17 protein-coding genes are annotated in these 24135 nt (G+C 67.0%); 9 read left to right on the top strand and 8 right to left on the bottom strand.

The window, feature by feature from the left end; genetic code table 11:
• Positions 1-57: 57 nt before the first annotated feature.
• From ACH2CY_RS00865 to ACH2CY_RS00855, 3 genes are all read right to left on the bottom strand, one after another.
• The gene (locus ACH2CY_RS00865; protein WP_395014884.1) at positions 58-4392 is read right to left on the bottom strand and encodes a translocation/assembly module TamB domain-containing protein; all 4335 of its coding nucleotides are present in this window, start codon (positions 4390-4392) and stop codon (positions 58-60) included.
• Positions 4392-6233: an autotransporter assembly complex family protein gene (locus ACH2CY_RS00860; RefSeq protein ID WP_395014882.1), complete on the bottom strand. Its 1842-nt coding sequence runs from the start codon at positions 6231-6233 to the stop codon at positions 4392-4394. Before ACH2CY_RS00860 ends, ACH2CY_RS00865 begins: the two co-directional genes overlap by 1 nt.
• Before the next feature lie 112 nt (positions 6234-6345).
• Complete coding sequence (locus tag ACH2CY_RS00855; protein ID WP_395014880.1) at positions 6346-6981, bottom strand: TetR/AcrR family transcriptional regulator; 636 nt, start codon at positions 6979-6981, stop codon at positions 6346-6348.
• A gap of 86 nt (positions 6982-7067) precedes the next feature.
• Between ACH2CY_RS00855 and ACH2CY_RS00850 the strand changes: the two genes are divergently transcribed.
• On the top strand, positions 7068-8498 hold the full coding sequence (locus tag ACH2CY_RS00850) for an aminotransferase (RefSeq protein WP_395014878.1): 1431 nt from the start codon (positions 7068-7070) through the stop codon (positions 8496-8498).
• 20 nt (positions 8499-8518) lie between these two features.
• Here the strand turns inward: ACH2CY_RS00850 and ACH2CY_RS00845 are convergent, their stop codons facing one another.
• Both ACH2CY_RS00845 and ACH2CY_RS00840 read right to left on the bottom strand, forming a co-directional pair.
• A complete protein-coding gene (locus ACH2CY_RS00845) occupies positions 8519-8962 on the bottom strand; it encodes a DUF1801 domain-containing protein (RefSeq protein ID WP_395014876.1) in 444 nt (147 codons plus the stop codon).
• A 21-nt stretch (positions 8963-8983) separates the two neighbouring features.
• Positions 8984-9514, bottom strand: a complete 531-nt coding sequence (locus tag ACH2CY_RS00840) for a regulatory protein RecX (RefSeq protein WP_395014873.1) — start codon at positions 9512-9514, stop codon at positions 8984-8986.
• 159 nt (positions 9515-9673) lie between these two features.
• Between ACH2CY_RS00840 and ACH2CY_RS00835 the strand changes: the two genes are divergently transcribed.
• On the top strand, positions 9674-10777 hold the full coding sequence (locus ACH2CY_RS00835; protein WP_395014871.1) for an MFS transporter: 1104 nt from the start codon (positions 9674-9676) through the stop codon (positions 10775-10777).
• Between the two features lie 24 nt (positions 10778-10801).
• Positions 10802-12727, top strand: a complete 1926-nt coding sequence (locus ACH2CY_RS00830; protein WP_395014868.1) for a prolyl oligopeptidase family serine peptidase — start codon at positions 10802-10804, stop codon at positions 12725-12727.
• Here ACH2CY_RS00830 and ACH2CY_RS00825 read toward each other — a convergent pair.
• The 3 genes from ACH2CY_RS00825 to ACH2CY_RS00815 are packed head-to-tail and all read right to left on the bottom strand — an operon-like array spanning position 12724 to position 16564.
• Positions 12724-14136 (bottom strand): FAD-binding oxidoreductase, encoded by a 1413-nt coding sequence (locus ACH2CY_RS00825; RefSeq protein WP_395014865.1) that lies wholly within the window; start codon positions 14134-14136, stop codon positions 12724-12726. The genes ACH2CY_RS00830 and ACH2CY_RS00825 overlap by 4 nt on opposite strands.
• A gap of 29 nt (positions 14137-14165) precedes the next feature.
• Positions 14166-15167 carry a cytochrome d ubiquinol oxidase subunit II gene (locus ACH2CY_RS00820; RefSeq protein ID WP_395014862.1) on the bottom strand — a complete coding sequence of 334 codons (1002 nt, stop codon included), beginning with the start codon at positions 15165-15167 and terminating at the stop codon, positions 14166-14168.
• A complete protein-coding gene (locus ACH2CY_RS00815; protein ID WP_395014859.1) occupies positions 15164-16564 on the bottom strand; it encodes a cytochrome ubiquinol oxidase subunit I in 1401 nt (466 codons plus the stop codon). Before ACH2CY_RS00815 ends, ACH2CY_RS00820 begins: the two co-directional genes overlap by 4 nt.
• Positions 16565-16735: 171 nt before the next feature.
• Here ACH2CY_RS00815 and ACH2CY_RS00810 point away from each other — a divergent pair, with 171 nt between their 5' ends.
• The 6 genes from ACH2CY_RS00810 (at position 16736) to ACH2CY_RS00785 (ending at position 24073) form a co-directional block, all read left to right on the top strand.
• Positions 16736-17032, top strand: coding sequence for a hypothetical protein (locus ACH2CY_RS00810; RefSeq protein WP_395014857.1), 297 nt, complete (start codon positions 16736-16738; stop codon positions 17030-17032).
• A complete protein-coding gene (locus ACH2CY_RS00805; protein ID WP_395014856.1) occupies positions 17032-19419 on the top strand; it encodes a glucose/quinate/shikimate family membrane-bound PQQ-dependent dehydrogenase in 2388 nt (795 codons plus the stop codon). The genes ACH2CY_RS00810 and ACH2CY_RS00805 overlap by 1 nt, the downstream gene beginning before the upstream one ends.
• 188 nt (positions 19420-19607) lie before the next feature.
• The gene (locus tag ACH2CY_RS00800; RefSeq protein WP_395014854.1) at positions 19608-20624 is read left to right on the top strand and encodes a sugar ABC transporter substrate-binding protein; all 1017 of its coding nucleotides are present in this window, start codon (positions 19608-19610) and stop codon (positions 20622-20624) included.
• 129 nt (positions 20625-20753) lie between these two features.
• A complete protein-coding gene (locus ACH2CY_RS00795) occupies positions 20754-22238 on the top strand; it encodes a sugar ABC transporter ATP-binding protein (protein ID WP_395014851.1) in 1485 nt (494 codons plus the stop codon).
• 14 nt (positions 22239-22252) lie between these two features.
• Positions 22253-23278 carry an ABC transporter permease gene (locus tag ACH2CY_RS00790; RefSeq protein ID WP_395014848.1) on the top strand — a complete coding sequence of 342 codons (1026 nt, stop codon included), beginning with the start codon at positions 22253-22255 and terminating at the stop codon, positions 23276-23278.
• An 84-nt stretch (positions 23279-23362) separates the two neighbouring features.
• Positions 23363-24073, top strand: a complete 711-nt coding sequence (locus ACH2CY_RS00785; protein WP_395014845.1) for a DUF1868 domain-containing protein — start codon at positions 23363-23365, stop codon at positions 24071-24073.
• Positions 24074-24135: the final 62 nt, after the last annotated feature.

The raw sequence follows: 24135 nt of genomic DNA, 5'->3' as shown, positions 1-24135 counted from the left end.
CGGCTTTCCGGTGGTTTCGTCCCTATGGGACGAATCTGCCCCTGCGGTTGTGACAGGTCAGTAGTTCCATTCGAGATTGATACCCGCCTTGCCGCTGGAATCGGCGCCGACGTCGGTCTCGACCTTGACGTTCGGGGTCAGCTCGATCTCGACCGTGGCGCTGCTGCTGCCGGGCGTCGCGCCCTGTTTGGCGCCGACGAAGACGCCGCGGGAGACATACCGGCCGGCGCTGAGACTTGGAGCAGACGTGGCACTGCCCTCGCCCGCCTCGATGTCGAGCCGGTCGAGGCCGAGACCTTTGCGGATCTTGTCCAGCACGCCCGGCCCGCCGCCGCCGACCCCGGTCAGCTGCGCCATGGCCTGGGCCAGCTGCACTGCCTCGAACGGCGAGAGCGCGCCGCTGGCCTTGCCGAACAGCAGCCGCGCCATGATCTCGTCCTGCGGCAGGGCGGCCGAAGAGCTGAGCGCAATCACCGGGCGCGACGCCGTGCCGGTCACGGTCACCGTGACGTCGGCCTCGGGCAACTTGGTGGTGGCGGCGAAGTCCAGCACCGGATCGACGCGCTCGGCGCCGCTGAAGGTGACGATGCCCTTGTTGAAATCGAGCCGCCGGCTCAAGAGATCGAAGTCGCCGCGCCGGAGCTTGAGCGCGCCGGTGATGATCGGCAGATCCGCGGTGCCGGTGATTTTCAGGTCGCCGCCCATCTCTGCGTCCAGCCCGCGGCCGCGCACGAAGACCTGCTCCGGCGCATCGACCGCGAGATCGAGACCGATCTTCACCGTCTTCGGCGGCGGCGCCTCCGCTGCGGCATCGACCTCGGCCTGGCGCGCCGGCGGCAGGTTGATCTCCTTGACCGGGATTTCCTCGACATCAACCGGCAGCTGGTCGGGGATCTTGATCTCCGCCTTCACGATCATGATCTTGCCGGTGAGCGTGAGATCCTCGCCCAAAGTGCCCTTGACCTGCAGGTCGCCGGCGGTGACCGCGGTGCCGATCGTGGCATCCAGCATCCGCGCCTTGTCCATGTGGATGGCGATGGTGACGGGCATCGCGCCGGCGAAATCGAAATCGCCCTCCCCGCTCAGGGTGCCGCCGCCCGGGGTGCGCGCGCTCAAGGCAACCAGGCGCAGCTTGCTGCCCTTGCCTTCGAGTTGGGCGGTGAGATTAGAGAGGCGCGTGCCGTAGCGCTGGTTCTCGTATTTGCCCTCGGTGATCGCGACCTTGCCGGACAGCACCGGTTGTCCGACCGCGCCGCCGGCGGCGAGATCGACCGCCGCACGGCCCGCGACATGGTCGGCGCCCCCGGGAATGAAGGCATTGGCCAGGCCGAGATCGATCTCGCCCTTGGCCGAGGCGGTGAGCGCCGCGCCGCGATTGAAAACCGGGAAGCCGCTCGCCGGATCCGCCGCCATCGGGAGCGCGGCGTTGAAATCGAGGCCGCTGCCCTTGCCGAGCACCGCCTTGCCGTCGGCCCGCAACTGTCCCGCGGTCCAGTCGCCGTTGAGGTTGAGATCGACCAGCTGGGCCGAGGCGCCGGAAACGCCCAGGCCCTTGCCGGTGAGCGCGAGCCTGGCCTGCGGCGCGCTCTTCGGCCCGTCGAGGTTGAGCGTGCCGTCGAGCGTGCCAAGGAGATGCAGGTCGGGCGCGGCCACCTCCGCCAGTGAGGTCGGGAGCTGCTTCAGCGTGAGCGCGATCTGGTTGCTGTCGGCGCCGAGATCGGCGTCCAGCGCGACCGTGCCGCCGCCGCTGGCGATCACCAGGTTGGCGATGCGGGTGCCCCCACCCTGGAGCGTCACCTCCGCCGGCTGCTGCAGATTGGCCTTCACCTTGCGGAAGGTGAGATCGAGTTGCGCGAGGGCGATACGCGTCGCCTCGCCGGCGGCTTGCAGGTTCAGCCGGGTCGCGAGCGCAAGATCTTTGCCGGTCGCTTCCGCGGAGACGGCAAGATCGGCGAGCCGGCCCGTCGCCTTGGCGTCGAGCCGGTCGATCGCCTGGCCGCCGGCCTCGATGCCGCCGGCGGTCAGCGCCGCCTCGAGCGCCGGATCCTTGCCGAAGGCATCGGCGGCCGAGGCGTTCACCTGGATCTTCGCGACCTTCGTGTCCGAAGCGGCGAACTGATCCGCGGTGAGATCGAGGGCGACGTCCTGCTTTCCCTTCGCTGCGCGCAGTTCGACGCTACCCTCGGCGCTCCCCCCGAGGGCCGTGCCGAGCAGCGGCGCCAACTCGCCGAGGTTCGGGCTGGCGAAAGCGAGGGTACCGTTGAGCAGACCGCCGACGATGTCGAGCTTGCCGGTGACGCTGGTCGCACCGAGCCGCGCGTCGAGGTTGGCCGCGGTTGCCTTGCCGGTAGAGGTGTCAAAGCCGCCTTTGCCACGCAGGGATGCCGGCAGGTCGTTCACCTGGGCTTTCGCATCGATCGCCGCTTTCGGCGCTGAGACCAGATCGCTCGCATCGATCGCCGCCTGGAAGCGCGCGAGGGTGAACTGGTCGAAGCTCAGCCGTTCGCTGCCGATCTGGATCTTTGCCGCTGGATCGGCGGCGTTGCCCGTGACCGTCGCCGCCAGCGTGACGGCGCCCTTGGCATTCGGCACGACCCGGCCGAGATCGGCGAGGCTCGCGTCGGCCTTGAGATCGAGCCGCTGTTCCGGGGTCATCGTACCGCCGACGGTCAGTGCGACGCCGGCGCCGTCCAGCTTCGCTTCATTGACGGTCAGAAGTCCGGCTTGATCCTGGCGCAGCTTGAGGGCGAGCTTGGGTGTCGCGCCGATCAGGCGATCGGCCTCGGCGATGCCGATCGAAAGCTCCGCCGCCGCGGCATCGAGGTCCAGCGACATTCCTTCCTGGGTCCGATCGAAGGCTAGGCCGGCGTCGAGCTTGCCCTTGCCCTGCAATCCGGCGAAGTCCAGGAAGGGCGCGAGATCGCCGAGAGCGAGCTTGCCTTTCACCTGGGTGCTCTCTACGCCCCAGCCGGCCGCGGCACCTTCGGCGTCGAGCGCCGCCGTGCCGGCCCGGAGCTGAAGGTGATCGGCGGTGATCGCACCGCTCTGGTCCAGCGCGCCGGCGAAGTCGAGGGTGGCGCCGCCGGCCAGCATCGCTTGCAGCTTGGGATCGGGGACGGTGATCGCCTTGGCGCCGATCGAGATCGTCGCCGCCTCGGCGCGCAGCTTCTCGGTGTCGAGGTTCGCGGCAAGGCTGATCTGGCCGTCGCCGATACCGTAGGCTGCGTAGCCGAGGTTGGTGAGCCGGCTTTCCGCCGTCAGCTTCGGCTGGGCGAGCGGACCGGCGAGATGAAGCTCCGCGCTGGCGCCGTCCCAACGCAGTTCCGGCGGCAGCAATGTTGCGAAGGGCGTGGAATCGACGAGACGCAGGTCCATTTTCAGGTCGAGCGCCTGGTCGGGCGCGATCGAGCCCTGGGCCGAGACCGTGCCGGCGCGGGTTTCGACCTTCACGCGGTCGATGCGGATCGGCTGGTCGAGCGCTGCAACGTGAACCTGGCCATCCACGGCGACGCCACCCGCGATCAAGGGCGCGATGTCCGCCGGCAGCATCGGCGCGTCGTGGAGCTGCGCGTTGAAAGCCACGGTCCGGTCCTCGGCCGGGCCATTGCTGCTGACGGTGAGATCGAGCAGCGGCCGGTCATCCGACGCCGCCTGGCCCTTGGCCTGCCAGTTGGTGAGCGGGCCGCTGCCGGTGATGTGCAGCGCAAACTTCGGCGTGCCGGGCAGGCCGACCAGCTTGGTGATGAGGCCACCCTTGGGCTCCTCGGCTTTCACCTCGATCGCGAGGGTGTCGGCGGCGGGACGATAGTCGAGGGTCAAGGCGAGCCGGTCGAGATCGCGGTCGATGCGGTCGAGCGCGAGCTCGGCCTGCAATCCCTTGGCAGGATCGCCGAGCTTGGCCTGGGCCCGGATCGCAAAGACCGCGGGCTCGCCGAGAAGCTCCGGCCCCAGCTCCAGACGCTCGACCGCGAGCCGCTTGAGATCGATATCGACCGGGAGGCGCGGCAGTTCAAGCTTGGTCGGTTCGTCACTGGGTGGTGACGGCGGCGAGACCGGCGACCGCAGCAGGGCGATGCGATCGGCCGTAAGAGCTTCGACCGACGCTGTGCCGCGCAGCAAGGCCGAGGGCGACCAGGCGAGCGACAGGCGATCGACTTCGAGCCAGATGCCGCTGGCATCGGAGAGCTTGGCGCCGATGAGTGTCATGTCGAAGGGCACGAAGCCTTCCAGCGCCTGGGCTTCGAGCTTGGCCGGGGGTTCGGAGAGCTGGGCTTCGATGAAGGCGAGGATCTGGCGCTTGCCGAAACCGGTCTGCATCAGGCCGAAGGCGATCAGCAGCAGCACGACCAGGGTGCCGAGAATGCCGAGCAGGATCTTCAGGGCGCGGCGCATCAGAAGGCCTGTCCGATGCTGACATAGAAGGCGACCGGATCGTCGTCGTGGCGCGGGTTCAGCGGCACGGCGATGTCGGCACGGATCGGGCCGAAGCTGGTGTAGTAGCGAAAGCCGACGCCGGCGGCGTATTGGATCGGCTCGTCGAAATTGGGCGTCGAGTCCGACGAAACCGTGCCGGCATCGAAGAACGGCACGATGCCGAAATCCTCGAGGAAGCGGTAGCGCAGCTCGATGCTACCGGTGATCGAGCTCCGGCCGCCGATCTCGTCGCCGTCGCTGCTTTCCGGGCTGATCGAGCGGAACTCGTAGCCGCGCACCGAGCCGCCGCCGCCAGCATAGAGGCGGCGATCCGCCGGCAGGTCCTCGAGTCTGCTGCCGAAGGCGCTGGCGACGCCGAGCCGGCCCGCCAGGACGAGATCGCCCTTGCCGAGCAGGTTGAGATAGCCGGCCGCCGTGCCGTTCAGGGTGTAGACGTCCTCGCTGGAGCCGAGCCAGGTCGGCAGCGCCTCGCCGCCGAAGGTCAAGCGCACGCCGCGGGTCGGGTTCAGGAGGTCGTCGCTGGTGTCGTAGGCGATCGACGCGGTCGGGCCGTTCAGGAAGAAATCGTTGGTGCCGGTGTCGTCCTTGATATGTGCGGCTTCGGTCTCCCAGCCGTAGTTCACGCGAACCGTCTTCGAGAGCGCGCGCTCGAAACCGACATTGAGCGTCGCCGCGCGCTTGTCGAAGCTGTCGGGATCGTGCTCGTCGGCGGCGACCAGGCTGGCGACCAGGTCCTGGCGCAGGGTCATGAAATCCGGCTTGCGGAAGGTGCTGGAGAGCCGGTAGTCGAGCTTGTCGGTGATCTCGCCGGGATCGGCGCCGTCGACCGTCGCATCGAAGCGCAACCGCTCGCCGTTGCCGAAGAGATTGCGGGTGCCCCAATAGGCCGTGGCACCGGCACCGTCGTTGGTCGAGTAACTGGCGCCGAAGCCGACGAAGTGCCGCTCGCGCTCGGTCACCTCGACGCTGACCGGGAGCGTGCCGTCCGCGTCCAACTCCGCCGCCGGGATCACCTTGACCGCGCTGAAGAGGTCGAGCGATTGAAGATCGCTGCGCAGGCCTTCGAGCGCCGCCGGGCTGTATTTGGTGTCGGGCGGAAAGACCGCGCGCTTGGCGACGAAATCGGGGTTGGTGTAGTCGAGACCCTTGACCGTGACCTTGCCGAGATCGGCGACCGGACCCGGCGTCACCTCGAAGCTGACGTCGAGCTCATGCGTGGCATGATCCACCGTCGCGGGCTTGAGCGCGACGGCGGCGAAGGGGTGGCCTTCCGCCATCACCTTGTCGAGCAGCAGGCGGCGCTCGGCGATGATCATCGAGGCGCGCGCCGCGGTGCCCGGCTTCAGGCGCAACTGCAGACCCTGGTAACCGGTGACCTCGATCTTCCGGAGCTTGTAGAGCGGGCCGGGCTCGATCCTGATTGCGACCGGGATCTTCTTCTTGCTGGCGTCCTCGTAGTCGCCGGGCGTCGCCCCGGGCACCACCGTCTCGCCGTCCACCGTGATGGTGACGTTCCCATCGTAGTAGCCGGCGGAGCGCAGCGCTTTCTTGAGGCGCGCGAGATCCTCGATGGCGCGGCGGCGGAGCGCGGTCACATCCTCCGGCGGCTTCTCCTCCAGCTCAATCAGGGTCGAGCTCGAATGCAGGGCGGCACCGAGGGTCGCGTCCTCGACCGTGGTCATCTCGACCTTGTAGCCGGCCTGTTCGATCTTGGGCTCGGCCGCCGCCGCCGCCCCAGGAGGGACCGAGGCGAGGAGCAATGCCAGGAGCACGTCTGCGATCCGCCGCCCTTTCGTCATGCCCCTTGCCTGGTTGGAACTGTCCGGTTGGAAACGCCGCACCGCCTGACTCAACACCCGAGCCCACGGCCGGGTTCGCTGATTTGTATGTGATCCGTATACCCGGCGGAAATTAGACCTTGAGCCCGGCGACCAGCTGTCTCACCTGGGCCCGGAGGCTGCGCTTCTTGGCGGCATCCAGGAAGCGGCGCGGCGCGCCTGAGCCGGTCCGCCATTCGACGATCCAGGTGAAGAAGAAGGAGAAGTCCAGCGCGCCAAGCAGCTCGGCGGCGCTTTCGATATCCGCTTCCTTCCCCACCGAGCCGCGCTCCTGCAAGGCCTTCAGCAGGCGGCGATATTGGTCGACCCGGAACAAGGCGGCGCCGCTCCAGGCCTCGGTCACGCCGGGCGGGCTCTGGAACGCGGCCAGGAACAGGGCCTCCCAGGCGCCGCGGTCGATGAAGGGCACCTCGGTTTCGAAATCGGTCTCGATCAGCTTGCAGATCGCAGCGACCGGGTCCTTGGGCGGAGCGGCGATGATGCGGTCGGTCGCCTGCTGCACCAGGTCGCGGTCGGCCTTGTAGATCGCCACGCAAATCTCGCCCTTGGTCTTGAAGTAGTTGTAGGCGGTGGCGACCGAGAGCTCGGCCGCGGCGGCGATTTCCTCCATCGAGGTCTTGGCGAAACCCTGTTCCTTGAACAGCTTGGCAGCCGCCGTCAGCATGGCCTGGCGGCGGGTTTCCTTCTGCTTTTCCCGGAGTCCGCTCATGCCGAAGCGTTAACCTTTCCTAGGTTGACTATAATATTATAGTCACTATAGGATTTACCCCGGACCTTTGAAAGGGAGTGCGCGTCATGAGCAGCGCGGCGAATGTTTGGGCGGCGGATCTCAACCAGGTCGACCCTCAGGACATCTGGCGGAAGGACCGCGATCACTTCGTCCATCCCTGGACCCATTTCGACTCCTTCAAGAAGGACGGCTCGCTGGTCATGGACCGCGCCGAGGGAGTCTACGTCACCGACATCTCGGGCAAGCGCTATCTCGACGGCATCGGCGGGCTGTGGTGCGTGAACGCCGGCTACGGGCGGAAGGAGATCGTCGATGCGATCGCCGCCCAGGCAACGCGCATAGCCTTCTACAATCCCTTCGTCGACACCACGAATGTCCCCGCAGCCGAGCTTTCGGCCAAGCTCGCTACCCTGGCGCCGGGCGATCTCAACAAGGTCTTCTTCACCTGCGGCGGTTCGACCGCGAACGACACGGCGGTCCGGCTCGCGCATTACTACCACGCGCGGCGCGGCAAGAAGTCCAAGCTCCATGTGATCAGCCGGATCGACGCCTATCACGGCAGCACCTACCTCACCGGTTCGATCACCGGCCGGCCCGGCGATCGCAGTCCCTACCTTAACTTCCTCGACGGGTGGATTCACCACGTTTCCTCGCCGAATTTCTATCGCTCGGAGAAGGCCCGGAAGGAGGGGATGAGCGAAGCGGAGTTCTGCGACCACCTGGTGCAGGAGCTGGAAGCCAAGATCCTGGAGATCGGGCCGGACAACGTGGCCTGCTTCTTCGCCGAGCCGATCATGGGTGCCGGCGGCGTGATCGTTCCCCCTGAGGGCTACCACGCGCGTACCCTGGAGGTCTGCCGGCGGCATGACGTGCTCTACATCTCCGACGAGGTGGTCACCGCCTTCGGGCGCCTGGGCCACTTCTTCGCCTCGAAGGACGTGTTCGGCATCGAGCCAGACATGATCGTGACCGCGAAGGGCCTCACCTCCGGCTATCAGCCGCTTGGCGCCTGCATCTTCTCGGACCGGATCTACGACGCGATGAGCGCGCCGGATCCCGACAACTGGTTCACCAACGGCTACACCTATTCCGGCCATCCGGTGGCTTGCGCGGCGGGCCTCGCCAATATCGCGATCATGGAGCGGGACGACATCTGCGGCCATGTGCAGAAGATGGGGCCCTATCTCGAGAAGAAGCTGAACGAGCTCCTCGACCTGCCGATCGTCGGCCAGGTGCGCGGCAAGGCCTTCATGATGTGCGTCGAGAACGTCGCCGACAAGGCGACCCGCGAGCACCTGCCGGACGAGGTCAACATCGGCAAGCGGATATCGGATCACTGCGAGCGGCTGGGCCTGATCGTGCGGCCGCTGGGGGCGCTCAACGTGATCTCCCCGCCGCTCACCCTCACCGAGGCGCAGATCGACGAGCTGGTCGGAATCCTCAGGAAGGGTATCGAGGCGGCGATGTCGGATCTTAAGAAGGAAGGCCACCTCTAACGCGTCAAGGAAGCAACGGCTCAGCCCTTCGGCCCGAGGAAGCCCGGCAGCTTCGCCGCCTGTTTCACCCAGGCGGCGAACTGCTTCTCGTCGATCACATCGCCCTGGTGGATGTCGAGATAGCGTGCGTTCCTGTCCTTGCTGGAACCGGGCGGAGGCGGCTTCATATGTGCGCCCTGCAGGAAGGCGACCTTCACATAGCGGGTGAAGACGTGGAACGAGATGACGTAGCCATGGCCGGCGATGCCGTAGAAGGGGGAGTTCCACTTCACCGCTTTCTGCACCCGCGGCAGGGTCCTAGTGATCAGCGCATCGAGCTGCTGGCCGACGCCACGCTTCCAATCTGGCATGGCGGCGATATAGGCCTGCACCGGCGCGTCGCCGTCACCCTTGGCGATCTGCGGGTTGCCGCCGGAGAGCAGGACCGGTTTGGCTGGTTTCCTGGACGCGACTTTCTTCGCCATGCAGCTCCTCCGATTCGTCGTTCAACTGTCTTCTTCACCGGCCAGCGCGCGGCGGGCGAGGTCGAGCGCGAAGCCGGCGCGGGCCATCGCCATCAGGTCCTTGCGCCGCCGCTCGGGACTCTCGTCCAACACCGCGCGAAAGGCACCGAGGCGGCGTCGCTTGGCATAGGCGAGAGCGGCGGTGAATTCCGCATCCGGCAGCTCGTCTTCGAGGCCGGCGAGGGCCTGCGCCGTGGTCGCCTGCGCGACACCGGCGGCCGAGAGCTTCGCCGCGATCTGGCGGCGCGAGCCGCCGCGGCGGTTGAGGCTGCGGGCGCGGCCTTCGGCGAAGGCTTCGTCGTTGAGCAGGCCGGTGCGGTGGAGCATGGCGACGACGCGCTCCAACTCGGCCATCAAGGGCTGCGGGTCGAGTTCGTTCGCCCTGGCCGAGCGGTTGATCCGACGCGTCATCACCTGTCGCAACCGCGCGGTCGAGGCGGCGTAGCGCCCGAGGTAGTTGAGCGCGGCGTCCTTGAGGTCGGCAGGGGCGAGCTTGCGAATCCGGTGCGGCATCCCCGATCTCTAGGCCGTGTGCGCCGGTCTTGCAACTTTGTGGCGCGGCGTCGATAGTCGCGTCCGGACGGCAGGCGGTGGCATTTGGACGGTCAGCGGATCTTACCAGCTTCGGGAGGCGCGGTTCAGCGCGTCAGCCTGCGGGGCCTCGTCGCGGTGATGGCGAGCGTCGGCGTGGTCGCGCTGATCTACAGCCTGGTCGGGCCGCTGCTTTCGGTCAATCTCGAACGGCGTGGCATCGATTCGTTCACCAATGGCGCGCTGGCCGCCATGCCGCCGATCGCGGTGCTCCTGTGCGGCGTCTTCGTGCCGATGCTGGTGCGCCGGCTGGGCGCCATCGCCAGCATCGTCGCCGGCACCGCGGTCGCGGTGCTCTGCCTGGTCCTGTTCCCGCTGCTGCCTGCGCTGCCGGCCTGGTTCGCGCTGCGCTTCATCATGGGGATCTCGATCGGCGTGATCTGGATCGTCAGCGAGACCTGGGTCAACGCGCTGGCCCCCGACCATGCCCGCGGCAAGATCATCGGCATCTACGTGACGGTGCTGAGCGGCTGCTCGGCCGGCGGGCCGCTGCTGATCGGCGTGCTGGGGGTCGAAGGCGCCGTGCCCTTCTTCGTCAGCGCGGCGATCCTGGCACTGGCCCTGCTGCCGGTGCCGATCGCGGCGGCGGGCGGCAGCGTGCCGACCTTCCATCACCATGAGTCGATCCCCTTGCTGCAGGCGGCGCGGCGGGCGCCGGTGCCGATGATCGCCGCGGTCATCCATGGCGGGACGATGGTGGTGAACATGACCCTGCTGCCGGTTTACGGCATGCGCATGGGCCTCTCCGAGGCGCAGGCGGTCTCGCTGGTGACGGCGCTGATCGTCGGCGGCATGGCGGCGCAGATCCCGGTCGGCCATCTGCTCGACCGCTTCAATGCCGGGCGCGTGCTGATGTTCTCCGGCACGGTGCAGGCGATCGGTGCGGCTTTGCTGCCCTTCTCTATCGACAACCCGAGCATCTGGATTCTGCTGCTGGTCTGGGGTGGCTTCGGCAACGGGATCTACACCACCTCGCTGACCATGCTCGGGCGCGCCTTCACCAAGGAGGAGCTGCCCAGCGCCAACACCATCTTCACCATGTTCTGGGAGTTCGGCGCTTTCGTCGGTCCGCTGCTGGGCGGCGCGGCGATGTGGCTCTGGGACCCGCATGGCATGATCGCGGTCAGCGTGGTCGCCGGTCTGCTGCTGGTGATGCTGGGCGTCCGGGCGTTGCGGGTCGTGTGAAGCAAGTTTCGATGAGGTAGATCGATGCCAGTCGCTCCCTATGGGTCTTGGGCTTCCCCGATCACGTCCGATCTGGTCACCGCCGACGCGGTCCGGCTGGACCAGGTCATGCTCGACGGTGCCGACATCTATTGGACCGAATCGCAGCCGGAGAAGAAGGGCCGCTACCTGATCTATCGACAGCGGCGCGACGGCGCGATCGAGGCGGTGACGCCCGAAGACGGCCCAGCCTGGAACGTCCGCACGCGGGCCCATGAATACGGCGGCGGCGCTTTCACTGTCGTCGACGGCGTGGCGATTTTCTCCCACTATCCCGACCAATGCCTCTATCGGCAGGGCCCGGGCGAAGCGCCGCGGGCGATCACGCCGGCCACCGATCCCGCCGCGGCGCTCCGCTATGCCGACGGCACGGTGGGTCGCCGGCGCAACGCCATCTTCCTGGTGCAGGAGGATCACACCTCGCCCGGCGCGGTGCGGAACGCGCTGGTGCGGGTGGATCTCGCCGGCGCCATGCCGCCTCGCATCGTCGCTTCCGGCCATGACTTCTACGCGGCGCCGCGGCTCAGCCCGGACGGCAGCCAGCTCGCCTGGCTGACCTGGGATCATCCCAACATGCCCTGGGTCACCACCGATCTCTGGCTGGCCGAGGTGGCCGCAGACGGGACGCTCGGCGCGCCCAAGCGCATCGCCGGCGGGCCGGATGAAGCGCTGTTCCAGCCGCAATGGTCGCCGGCCGGAGAGCTCTACTTCGTGTCCGACCGGGACGGCGGCTGGTGGAACCTGCATCGCCTGCGGGCCGGCCGGGTCGAGCGCGTGCTGCCGATGGAAGCCGAGTTCGGCAAGCCGCAGTGGAACTTCAACATGTCCACCTACGGCTTCGCCGCCGCCGATCGGCTGGTCTGCTCTTATGTGAAGGACGGGCTCTGGAAGCTCGGCAGCCTCGACACCGGCTCGGGCAAGCTCACCGAGATCGCCACGCGGTTCACGGAAATCTCGCAGGTCCGCGTCGGCGCCGGCCGGGTGGTGTTCCTGGGCGGCAGCGGGTCCGAGCCGGAGGCCCTGGTGGCGCTTGACCTCGAGACCGGCGTCGAGCGCGTGATTCGGACGTCAGCGATCGTCAGCGATGCGCTGCGCCCTTATATCTCGACGCCGGAGGCGATCGCTTTTCCGACCAGCGGCGGAGAGATCGCCCATGCCTTCTATTACCCGCCGGCTTCGAAGGATTACAGCGCCCCCCACGGCGAGAAGGTCCCGGTGCTGGTGAAGAGCCATGGCGGGCCGACCGCGAGCAGCAGCCACATGCTCAGCCTCGCGGTCCAGTATTGGACCAGCCGGGGCTTCGGCCTGCTCGACGTGAATTATCGCGGCAGCACCGGCTATGGCCGCGCCTACCGGCTGCGCCTGGAGAAGGCCTGGGGGATTGTCGACGTCGACGACTGCGCCTACGGCGCGCGGCATCTGGTGGCGGCGCGCAACGCCGATCCGCAGCGGCTGGCGATCCGCGGCGGCAGCGCCGGTGGCTATACGACATTGCGGGCGCTGACCGCGGTTGAGAAGACCTTCAGCGCCGGCGCCAGTCATTACGGCGTCAGCGACCTGGCGGCGCTCGCCCGCGACACGCACAAATTCGAATCGCGCTATCTCGACTGGCTGATCGGGCCCTACCCCGAGGACGAGAAGATCTATGCCGAGCGATCGCCCATCAACCACATCGACCAGCTCACCGTGCCGGTGATCTTCTTCCAGGGGACGGAGGACGAGGTGGTGCCGCCGAACCAGACCCAGATGATGGTCGATGGCCTGAAGGACCGGAACGTGCCGGTCGGCTATCTGCTGTTCGAAGGCGAGCAGCACGGCTTCCGCAAAGCGGAGAATATCCGCCGCGCGCTCGACGCCGAGCTCTATTTCTACGCGGCGCTGCTCACCCGCTCGGGCCTGCGCTACCTTTAGAGCTCGACCGCGCCGAGCGGGCCCGGCGAGGTCGCGGCCTTGAACTGCGCGGCGAGCCGGCGCAGCTCCGCCTCGGTGTAGCGCGCATACATGCCCTGGTTCCGGCGACCGATCGCGTGTTCGGCGCTGAAGCTGCCGCCGAACTCCTCGACCGCAACCTGAAACACCCAGTCGCGCAAGGCCTGCTCGAAAGCGGGATCGGTGGCGCGCGGGTCCGACTTGGATACCACCAGGTTGAAGTGGACGCCGCCGTCACCGACATGGCCGAAGTCGCAGATCGTGATCCCGGGGAACCGCTGCGCCATTTCCGCCTTCATATGCGTGCTGAAGCGCATGATGTCGCCGCGCCGGAAGGAGAGATCGAAGGCAATCAGCTTGCCCGACTGCCGCACGCCTTCCGAGAGCGCATGGCGGAGCGCCCACATTTCCTCGGCGCGCCCGACCAGGGCGTCGCTGAGCGTTCCACGGTCGAGGAGAGCGGCCAGCACCTCTTCGAGCACGGCGGAGAGCGGCTGCTCGCCGTCGCGCGGCGGCCAGCTGCGTGAGACCTCGGCCAGGATCGCGAAATCAGGGATCGCGCCGCCGGCAAAGGGATTGCGCAGCGACGGCACATGGGCCAGCGCCGCGGCCATTGCATTCTTCGACATCCCCTCGAAGGCCGAGAGATAGCTGCCGAGCGCCTGCTCCATGGCGACCAGCAGGTCGGGGACGCTCTGCTCCGCGGCCGGCACCAGCAAAGCGGCGGCGGTCTGCTGCGGCAGCGGCTCGAGGTTGAGCACGCATTCGGTGACCACGCCGAAGCTGCCCGAGGTGCCGATGAAGAGCTGCTTCCAGTCCGGGCCGGTGTTGTTCTTGCGCAAGCCCCCGGAGAGATCGAGCACGGTGCCGTCGCGGTCGGCCAGCACCACGGTCAGCCCCAGCGTGTTGCGGCGGACGTCGCCGTAGCGCAGGAAGCGCGAGCCGCCGGTGTTGGTCGCGATCATGCCGCCGAGCCGCGGGTCGGCACCGAGATCGATCGGGAAGAAGAGGCGGTCGGCGGCGAGGCGCCGGTTCAATTCCGAGAGCCGCAGCCCCGCGCCGGCGGTGACCGAGCGGTTGGCCCGATCGAGCGCGAAGGGCGCGGTCAGGCGATCGAGGCTGAGGATCGCCTGCGTGCCGCTGGCGTCCGGCGTCGAGCCGGCGACCACGCCGGTATTGCCGGATTGCGGGATCAGCGCGATGCCGTGGCGCATGCAGGTCGCGACGGTCTTCGAAACCTCCGCGGTGGATTTCGGGCGGGCGACGAAGGCGGCCTGACCGCGATCGTAGCGGGCTCCCGACTCATAGGGCGCGCGGTCGGCGGCTGCGGTGAGCAGTCCGCCATCGCCCAGGATGGCGCGGAGTTCGGTGAGGATGGTGGCATCGGTCATGGTGCCGGGGAGGATAGCAACTCTTCGGCTCAGTGATAGCCGATATCGGCGCGAACCTTGCCACGGAAGACCCAGTAGGACCAGCCGGTGTACATCAGGATGACCGGCAGCAGGAACAGCGTGCCGACGGCGAGGAAGGCTTGGGTGCTCGGCGCCGAGGCGGCTTCCCAGAGACTGAAGTGGTGCGGAACGATCATCGGCCAGAGGCTGATTGCAACGCCGAGATAGGACATCGCAAAGAGGGAGATCGCGGCCAGGAAGGGCGCGACTTCGGCCGTGCCGCGGAGCGCCCGCCATTCCCAGATCGCCAGCGCCGCGGTGATCACCGGCACGGGCGCCAGGAAGGCGATGTTCGGCCAGGAGAACCAGCGCTCGGCGATCCGCGGGTCGGCTAGCGGAGTCCAGATGCTGACCACGGCGACGGCAAGGCCCACGCCGATGAAGCAGCGGAAGCCCCAGCGGCGGGCCCAGGCCTGCAGCTCGCCTTCGGTCTTCAGGATCAGCCAGCCGGCGCCCAACAGGCCGTAGCCGAACAGCAGCGCCACGCCGGTGAACAGCGAGAAAGGCGTGAAGCAGTCGAAGGAGCTGCCGACGAAATGCCGGCCCTCGACCTCGAAGCCCTGGATGAAGGCGCCGAGCACCACGCCCTGGCTGAAGGTGGCGACCGCGGAGCCGTAGCAGAAGGCGTGATCCCAGAAGGTGCGGTGCTCGGAATCGCGGAAGCGGAACTCGAAGGCGGTGCCGCGGAAGACCAAGGCCAGCAGCATCACCAGGATCGGGAAATAGACCGCCGGCACGATGATCGCAAAAGCCAGTGGGAAGGCCGCCAGCAGGCCGACGATGCCGAGCACCAGCCAGGTCTCGTTGCCGTCCCAGATCGGCGCGATCGAGTTCATGACCAGGTTGCGGGCCGTAGTGTGCGGCGCGAAGCCGTAGAGGATGCCGACCCCGAGGTCGAAGCCGTCGAGCATCACATAGAGGAAGACGCCGAGTCCGAGAATGACGGTCCAGAGCGGGACGAAGTCGATCATGGCTGCCTCCCCTCGCGGCCTTCGGCGAACGGCAGGGCTTCGACCGGGCCGCGCGGGCGGCCGCTCTCGACCGCATCGTGATGCTGGTCAGCCGGGCCGCGCTTCACCAGCTTCATCATCATGAGGCCGCCGGCCGGATACATAATGAGATAGACGATCATGTAGCCGGCGAGCGAGAGGGCGACGTCGGTGCCGCTCAGCGAGGGCGTCACGGAATCGGCTGTCCGGAGCAGGCCGTAGACGGTCCAGGGCTGGCGTCCGACCTCGGTCGTGGTCCAGCCGGCCAGCACGGCCAGGAAGCCGATCGGCGCCGCGTATTGGCAGGCCTTCAGGAACCATTCGGCGAGGTAGAGGTCGCGGCGCAGCCGCAACCACAGGCTCGCGATCACGATCGCCAGCATGACGAGCCCCAAGCCGACCATGATGCGGAAGGCGAAATAGGGAATGATCACCGGGGCGCGGTCTGCCTTCGGGAAATCCTTCAGGCCTTGCACGGTGCCGTTGGGATCGTGCGCCAGGATGAGGCTGCCCAGAACCGGGATCTCGATCTCGAAATGGTTGGTCTCCGCCTCCTGGTCGGGAATGGCGAAGAGGCTCAGGGGCACGCGCGACGCCGTCTCCCAGCGCGCCTCGATCGCGGCGAGCTTGGCCGGCTGATGCTCGCGGGTGTTGAGGCCGTGGAGATCGCCGATCAGGATCTGCAGCGGCACCAGCACGGTCAGCAGCCAGAGGGTCATCGAGAACATGCTGCGGGCTTCCTCGATGAAGCGCCCGCGGCGCATGTAATAGGCGGCGACGCTGATCACCACGAAGCCGGTCGTGACATAGAAGCCGGTCACGGTATGCGCCAGCCGGTAGGGGAAGGAGGGATTGAAGATGATTGCGAGCCAGTCCACCGGCACGAAGCGGCCGTTCTCGATCGCATATCCGGCCGGCGTCTGCATCCAGCTGTTGGTCGAGAGGATCCAGAAAGAGGAGAACAAGGTCCCGCCGGCCACCATTAGGGCGGCGACGAAATGCGCCCATTTGGGCACCAGGCTGCGGCCGAACAGCAGCACGCCGAGGAAGGCGGATTCCAGGAAGAAGGCCATCAGGCCTTCATAGGCCAGCAGCGGCGAGAGCACGTCGGCGGTCGCATCGGAGAAGCGGCTCCAGTTGGTGCCGAACTGGAACGGCATCACGATGCCGGAGACGACGCCCATGCCGAAGGAAACCGCGAAGATCTTGGTCCAGAATCCGGAGAGCCGGAAATAGACCGGCTTGCCGGTCGCGAGATGCAGGCCCTCCAGCACCGCGATGAAGGAGGCGAGGCCGACAGTGAAGGCCGGCAGCAGGATGTGCCAAGCGACCACCCAGACGAATTGCAGGCGTGAGAGCAGAAGAGCGTCGAACTCCACGAAGGGTCCCCCCGATCGATGGCCCGGCGGCGGAAGCGTCGCGAGTATAGCGCGCGATGCCCCAATGTCGCGAGCCGTTCTGTCGCGGCGGCTGCGGAACCCCGTCGGCAGGGCGCGGTTCATTTTGCACCTCCGAACACAGGCCGTCGCGATCGGCCGGAAAGCTAGCTGATGCCCACGCCGTCACCGCAGCAGCAAAACACGGAGCAACTCCGAGAAGCGATCGATCGGGGCGCCACCGGAGACAAGGTCGACTTTCCCGATCCGGCGGCGGCGCCGCTCGGGACCGATGACGAAGCGGCAGGCCGGCCGGTTCCGGGAGTCGCGATCGAGCGGAAACCACCGCAAGCCCGCAGAGCGATCGAGGCCGGGAGCCGCAAGCCCTCCGCGGGCGGCCGGGTTATGGTGCTGCTGGTTTCCGCCATGATCGCGACCGCGGTCGCGCTGGTCGCGGTCTTAGCAATCTGATGGCGGGTCGCGCTGCGGTCATACCCATCATCACCGGACTCTTCGTCGGGCTGATCGGCCTCGCCCTGCTGGGCGGTGGGGCTTGGCTGGCTGCGGTCGGGGGATCCCTTTATTACCTCATCGCCGGTATAGGCTTGCTCATCAGCGCCGGACTGCTGGTGCTCAGACAGCGTGCAGCACTCTGGGTCTATGCCGCAGTGCTTATCGGCACGCTGGCCTGGTCGGTGGCGGAGATCGGATTCGACTGGTGGCCTCTGGCGGCGCGCGGCGACATCCTGTTCCCGCTGGCGCTCTGGCTGCTGACCCCGTGGGTCACTCGCAATCTCGGAAGCAAGGGGCGGCTGACCGGGGGGTTGGCCGCCGCACCGCTCTGGGCCGGCGTGGCCCTCTGCGCAATCGTGCTGGCCCTCGGCCTCACCACGAATGTGCACGAGCGCGAAGCCTCGCTCGCCTCGGCTCCGCAGGCCGCACCCAATCCGGCCGCCGCGGAGGGCCAGCCCGATGCCGACTGGCGCGCCTATGGCCGCAGCCAGTTCGGGCAGCGCTACTCGCCGCTGGCGGAGATCACGCCGGAGAACGTGAACAAACTCGAAGTCGCCTGGACCTTCCGCACCGGCGACGGGCAGGGGCCGAACGATTCCGCGGAGACCACCTTCGAGGTGACGCCGATCAAGGTCGGCGACATGCTCTATCTCTGCTCGCAGCACCAGATCCTGTTCGCGCTCGATGCCAGGACCGGCAAGGAGCGCTGGCGCTACGACCCGCAGCTCAAATCCGATCCGCGCTTCCAGCACCTGACCTGCCGCGGCGTCTCCTATCACGAAACCGCCGAGGGCGCGACCGACACCACCGGCGCGCCGGCGCCGGCAGAATGCCGGAAGCGAATCTTCCTGCCGGTGAATGACGGGCGGCTGATCGCGGTCGATGCCGATAGCGGCAAGCCATGCGAAGGCTTCGGCGATCACGGTGTGCTCGACCTGCAGCAGGGGATGGGGGCGCCGACCTACAGCTTCTATGAACCGACCTCGCCGCCGGTCGTCGGCGAGAAGATCGTCGTGGCGGCGGCCTCGGTCATGGACAATTACTCGACCGACCTGCCGTCCGGCGTGATCCGCGGCTTCGATGTCTACACCGGCCGGCTGGTCTGGGCCTGGGATTCCGGCGCCGAGGACGAGAACGCGCTCGCCTCCGCGACGCACAGATATACCAACAACTCGCCGAATGCCTGGATCACGCCTTCCTACGATCCCAAGCTCGGGCTGGTCTACCTGCCGATGGGGGTGCAGACGCCGGACATCTGGGGCGGCAACCGCTCGGCGCTCTCCGAACGCTATGCCAATGCGCTGGTCGCGCTCGACATCAACACCGGCAAGCGCGTTTGGTCATACCAGACGGTGCACCACGATCTCTGGGACATGGACCTGCAGGCGCAACCGAGCCTGGTCGATCTGCCCGGACCGGATGGCGGCACGGTGCCGGCGATCCTGCAACCGGCGAAGACCGGCAACATCTTCGTGCTCGACCGGCGCGACGGAAAGCTGATCGTGCCGGCGCCGGAACGGCCGGTGCCGCAAGGCGCGGCGAAAGGCGATCGCGTTTCGCCGACGCAACCCTTCTCGGCGCTCAGCTTCCGGCCCGACCGCAAGCTGACCGGAGCCGACATGTGGGGCGCGACACTCTTCGACCAGCTCGCCTGCCGCATCCTGTTCCACAAGCTGCGCTACGAAGGGCCGTTCACGCCGCCTTCCGAGCAGGGCAGCCTGGTCTTTCCCGGCAATCTCGGCATGTTCGAATGGGGTGGGCTCGCGGTCGATCCCAAGCGGCAGATCGCGATCGCCAACCCGATCGCCATCCCCTTCGTCTCGCGGCTGATCCCGCGCGGGCCGGACAATCCCGACACACCCGATCTATCGCTGCACCACGGCAGCGAGATCGGCATCCAGCCGATGTACGGCACGCCCTATGGCGTGGTGCTGCATCCCTTCCTCTCGCCGATCGGCCTGCCCTGCCTGCGCCCGCCCTGGGGATTCATGGCGGCGATCGATCTCAAATCGATGCGGATCGCCTGGATGCACCGCAACGGCACGATCCGCGACGTCGCGCCCCTGCCGATCCCGCTGAAGATGGGCGTGCCAAGTCTCGGCGGCCCGATCACGACCGCGGGCGGCGTCGCCTTCGCGACCGGCACGCAGGACTACTATATCCGCGCTTATGATGTGACCGATGGGCGCGAGGTCTGGAAAGACCGGCTGCAGGCCGGCGGCCAGTCGACGCCGATGAGCTATGCGATCGATGGGCACCAATACGTGGTGACGGCGGCCGGTGGTCACGGCTCGTTCGGCACCAAGCGTGGCGACTACGTGATCGCGTATCGACTGCCCGATTGAGGACTGAGGTGCTTTGAGGGTTTGCCGCAGTGCAAAAGAAATCGCGGCGGGTTCGGCCTCGTCAAATCCCCGGCTTATTTGTCCGATAAATAGGCGAACCAAAGCCGGTCCGGTCTTGTGGCAGGACAAAACGCCTGCCATACTTTCCAGGTCTTGCAGTCATAAGCAAGTTTCCTTGGGAGGAAATAATGACGGATCTACCGAAGACCAATCGGCGTGGCTTCCTGGCGGGCGCGTCGTTGGGAGGCGCCGCGGCTCTCGTCGGCGGCCTCGGAATCAAAGAAGCGGCGGCACAAGCGGTCGCGGCTGGGCGTTCCGAGAAGCCGCTGAAGGCTGCGTTCTCCAACGCCGGTCTGCAGGCAACCTGGTGCGCCCAGGGCAAGCAGGCCGCGGAATATTGGGGCAAGCTCTACAACGTGGAAGTGACCTGGTTCGACGGCCAGCTCGACGCCGTGAAGCAGCGCGCCGCAATCGACAACATGGCCTCGCAGAAGTGGGACTTCGTCGCGATCCAGGCCTTCGGCATCGGCACCTTGACGCAGCCGGTGAAGAAGATGATCGACGCCGGCATCCCGGTGATCGACATGGACACGCTGATCGCGCCGCTCGACACGATCGACGTGCATGCCCTGCTCGCGCCGGACAATGTCTTCATGGGCGCTGCGGTGACGCAGTCGCTGATGTCGGCGATCGGCGGCAAGGGCAAGGTGATCATGACCCAGGGTGCGCTCGGCCATACCGGCGCGCAGGGCCGTGCCGCGGGCTTCAAGCAGGTCGTCGCACAATACCCGGGCGTCGAAGTGCTGGACGACCAGCCGGCCGACTGGGACGTGACCAAGGCTGCCCGTCTCTGGGAGACCTATCTCACCAAGTATCCGCAGATCGATGCGGCCTACTTCCACAATGACGACATGGCGCTCGCCGCCTACAACGTCATGAAGGCCAAGGGCCGCACCGAGATCAAGATCGGCGGTACCGACGCGATGCCGCCGGCCCTGGCGGCGGTCGCCGACGGCCGGATGCATGCGACGGTGCGCAACCCGTCCTGCCGGATCCATGGCGGCGCGATCGTCGCCGGCGTGGCGGCGGTCAACGGCGAGAAGACCGGCAACGGCATCCCGAAGAACATCGTCACCGACGGCCCGGTTGTCACCAAGGACAACGCGGCCGGCATGCAGTGGATGCAGGATCACTTCCTGATCTAAACTGACTGCGGATAAGGACCCTTAGGGGGCCGGGAGCGTCCAGCGAGGACGCTCCCGGCCGCTTTCATGTCCGGGTGGCGAGTGAATATGCAGGCTGAGTCCGAAAATTCGACTTCCGAATCAACCGCGGTGCCCCGCCTGCGGATGGAGGGAATCTCCAAATCCTTCGGCGGCGTCGCCGCCTTGCGCGAGGTCGATTTCGAGCTGCGCGAGGGCGAGGTCCATGGCCTGGTCGGCGAGAACGGCGCCGGCAAGTCCACGATGATGAAGATCATCGCCGGCGTGCACACCGGCTATACCGGCAAGATGCTGCTCGACGGCCAGCAGGTGCATTTCCATTCGGCGCGCGATGCGCTGCATGCCGGGATCGGCATGGTGCACCAGGAGCTTTCCATCGTCCCCGACCTCACGGTCGCGGAGAATGTCTATCTCGGCAAGCAACCGACCAAGAACGGCGTCGTCGACTGGAAGGCGATGCGGGAAGGTGCGAAACGCCAGCTGGAGATGCTGGGGCTCAACGTCGATCCGCGCGCGACCATGGGCTCGCTGCCGATCGGCTTGCAACAGCTGATCGAGCTCGCCCGCGTGCTCTATTCCGGCGCCCGGATCATCATTCTCGACGAGCCGACCTCCGCCCTCTCGCCGCCGGAAGTGCGGCGTCTGTTCGAGGTGCTGCAGGGCGTCAAGGCCAGCGGCCGCTCGATCGTCTTCATCTCGCATTTCCTGGACGACATCCTGGAGATCTCCGACACCGTCACCATCTTCCGCAACGGCCGCCGGGTCGCGACCGAGCCGGTGCCGAAGATCAACAAGAGCTGGGTCATCGAGCAGATGATCGGCCGTGGCCATGAGGGCCTGGAAGAGACCTATACCGGCGAGATTGCGCTCGACAGCAAGCCGCAGGCGCCGGTGGTGCTCGCCACCAAGGGCCTCGGTTCCGGCCGCGCCTTCTCCGACGTCTCGCTCGAGGTCCGGGCCGGCGAGGTGCTGGGGATCTACGGCTTCATGGGTTGTGGCCAATTGGAGCTGGCGCGCGCGCTGTTCGGCAAGCTGAAGCCGGAATCCGGCGGCCTCACGATCGAGGGCAAGCCGACCCGCTTCAAGAACACGGCGCAGGCCCGCAAGGCCGGGATCGCCTTCGTGCCGGAGAGCCGGCGCTCGATGCTGTTCTATCACGAGCCGGTCTACAAGAACGTCTCGATCAGCTCACTGGGGCGGATCTCGCGGCTCTGGCTGAAGCCCGCGGTCGAGCGCAGCATCGCCGACAAACAGGCCAAGGCGCTCAACATCCGGCCGCCCAATGTGAAAACGCTGCTGGGCGGGCTGTCCGGCGGCAACCAGCAGAAGGTGGCGCTGGCCAAATGGCTCGCCTATCCGACCAAGGTCCTGGTCCTGAGCGAACCGACGCGCGGCATGGATGTCGGCGCCAAGGACGACGTGGTAAAGATCGTCCGCGGCCTGCGCGACCAGGGCATGGCGGTGGTGGTGGTCTCGGCCGAGCCGGAGACCGTGCTGTCGCTGGCCGACCGCATCGTCGTCATGAAGAAGGGGCGGATCGTCAAGGAATTCGCCAGCCAAACCATCAGCAAGGACCGGCTGCTCGAGGCCGCCTAGGGGAAAGCCAGAAGATGAACGCCACTACCGCATCGAGCAGCAGCCTCAAACTCAAGAATTTCCTGCGCGCGCAGATGCGCAACATCGCGCCCTTCGTGACGCTGATCGCACTGGTCGTGTTCTTCAGCTTCGCCAGCCCGTCCTTCTTCACGATCGACAACCTCGGCAACATCCTGACCAACATCTCGATTGCCGGAATCATGGCGGTCGGGCTGACCTTCGTGATCCTCTGCGCCGAGATCGACCTCTCCTTCGCCGCGGTGGCCAACGCCACCGGTATCGCGGTCGCCTATTTCACCGCCCAGGAATCCTATGTGAACGTCGCCAACGTGCCGCTCTCGGGCGGGATGGCGATCGTGCTGGCGCTGATCGGCTGCCTGATCCTGGGCTTCATCAACGCGATCGGCATGACCAAGATCGGCATCCCCTCCTTCATCATGACCTTGGCCATGATGCAGATCGCCGCCGGCATCTGCGCCCTGCTGGTGCGCGGCCAGATCCTCTATGCGGTGCCGGCGCAGGTCTCCTATCTCGGCACTGAATCGATCGGCGGCGTGCCCTGGATCGTGATCGTGCTGGCGCTGTTCCTGGCGGTCGGGCACCTGGTGCTGACCTATACGCGGTTCGGGCGCTACGTCTACATGGTCGGCGGCAACCGCGAGGCGGCGGAATTCTCCGGCGTCAACGTGAAGCTGATCCTGGGTGCCGTCATGGTGATCTCGGCCTTCTGCGCCGGCACCTCGGGCATGCTGGGCGTCGCCTATTTCGGCAGTGCACAACAGGACGAGTTCAACGGCTTCCTGCTGGACGCGATCTCGGCGGTGGTGGTCGGCGGCACCTCGCTGTTCGGCGGGCGCGGCGGCATCGGCAACACCATCATCGGCCTTTGCGTGCTGGGTGTGCTCAACAACGGCCTCGACCATATCCAGATCGACTCCTTCCTGAAGATCCTGATCCGCGGCCTGATCCTGCTGACCGCCCTCATCATCAACGTCTACGCCCAGAACCTGCGGGCGCAGCAGATGCAGAGCACGGAATAGCGGGGCACGGAATAAAGTCACGCGCCTTCACATGACTGACATCCGGGCGGGCTAGTCTCACAGGCTTTCCCGCCTGGAGGTTCCATGCTCGACACGATCAGTCCGTCCCTCGCGCCCTTCCTCGCGAGCCGCCTGGACCTGCCCCCGCCGCGGCTCGGCATCCGCTACGACGCCGCCGGCAACTTCCTGCCCGAGGCGGGCAATACCATCGCCTGCCATCTGGAGCGGCGCTCGGCCTCGGAGGCCGCGATTCTGCAGCTGCGCGAGCGGCTCACGCGGCTGCCCGGCGCCGACTGCCTTGCCTTCACCCCGGCCGCCAGCCTGCATATGACCTTGTTCCAGGGCGTCACCGACACGCGGCGCAAGCATCCCTATTGGCCGGCCGACATCCCGCTCCATCTCGGCATCGACGACATGACCCGGCGGATGATCAGCCGGCTGGACGGATTTGACGGCTGCGGCCCCTTCTCGGTCCGGGCAACCGCGGTGACGCCGGCCGGAATCACGGTCGAGGGCGTCACCGAGGAAGACCGGCAGGCGATGCAGGCCTGGCGCGACAAGCTGGCGCGAATCTTCGGCTATCGGCATCCGGACCACGAGACCTACAGCTTCCACATCACCTTCGCCTATGTGATCCGCGGCATCCCTGATGCGGCGGCGGCGCAATGGCAGGCGGCGCTGGATGATGGTCTCGACTTGCTGCAGCGCGAAGCCCGGGAAATCCAGCTCCGCGAGCCGGCCTTCTGCAAGTTCCGCGACATGAAGCATTTCGAGGAATTGCTGATCCTGGCCTAAACGGCCTGGGCGAGGGGGTTGTTGCCAGGGGCGGGTCCGGCGAGTAACTTCGCGCTCCGCAA

Origin of the sequence: Dongia sp., assembly GCF_041905885.1 — a bacterium.
Taxonomy (GTDB): Bacteria; Pseudomonadota; Alphaproteobacteria; order Dongiales; family Dongiaceae; genus Dongia.
This window is presented reverse-complemented; position numbering and strand designations above follow the sequence as displayed.